The sequence below is a fragment of the Paraburkholderia sp. BR10923 genome (genome assembly GCF_040948765.1).
In the GTDB taxonomy this organism is placed as follows: Bacteria; Pseudomonadota; Gammaproteobacteria; order Burkholderiales; family Burkholderiaceae; genus Paraburkholderia; species Paraburkholderia youngii.
In genome coordinates this window covers 1-909 of sequence record NZ_JBFPKO010000132.1, presented here as the reverse complement: position 1 = coordinate 909, position 909 = coordinate 1, and the positions used below count along the sequence as shown (strand labels likewise).

Annotated in this window: 1 protein-coding gene and 1 pseudogene; both read left to right on the top strand. The window is 55.8% G+C overall.

The features are described from left to right. Positions 1-224, top strand: a pseudogene (locus AB3X94_RS41750) (ABC transporter ATP-binding protein); the annotation flags it as partial. Between the two features lie 334 nt (positions 225-558). After that, on the top strand, positions 559-909 hold a 351-nt coding region (locus tag AB3X94_RS41745; RefSeq protein ID WP_368614462.1), incomplete at its 3' end, for a transposase.

Sequence of the window (909 nt, the reverse complement as noted above, 5' to 3'; positions counted from 1 at the left end):
CGTCGATGGGTCTGTCGCCGATCATGGTCGAGAAGATCTTCGAAGTGGTGCGCTCGATTTCCGCTGAAGGTATGACGGTGCTGCTCGTCGAGCAGAACGCGCGTCTCGCGCTGCAGGCGGCCAATCGCGGCTACGTGATGGACTCCGGTCTGATCACGATGTCGGGCGACGCGAAACAGATGCTCGACGATCCGAAGGTTCGGGCCGCTTACCTGGGAGAATAATGCTGTTGTGTGATACTGGCTACGGTAAGTCGGGTCCCGGCTTCCCGAACGATCCGCCGATGCCGAGGTCACGCTGATCAAAAAGCGCGCTTTGCACGTTAGATCATTTACAGGCATCCACGACTATGGCTATAACTCGCACCATCGCTTCAAGGACGACAGTGCCTAAGCGGGATCACTTTCCGCAGCGGTGTTGCGGGGTAGGTTCGATCCAGACGCGTTCAATCTGGATATTACAAATCAGCGGACGTCTAGTCTTACTGTGTCACAAAAACTTATTTGCAGCGAAGCGATACCTGGTAGTATTGAATAATACAGACTTCGGGCGATCGCGATGAGAGAAGATATCGACGAATTTGACGCGTATCTGAACCATCTGGCGCAGGCGTTAGGGCACGCCGATCGCCATGCCGGCCTTAAGGGTTACTGTTCGGGCCTGGTATTGCCGTTGTCACGCAAGAGCGTCGAGCCGATGGCCGCGCATATTGACCCACTTCATGCGAGTGCGAAGCACCAGTCACTCCACCATTTTGTGGCCAAGGCAGAATGGTCTGACCGGGCGGTCCTGCAGCGGGTACGCGAATGGGTGATGCCCGCGTTAGACGCGCACGCTGCTAAAGAAACCGGTTACTACTGGATTATTGACGACACCGGTTTTCCAAAGAAGGGACGTCATTCGGTCGGG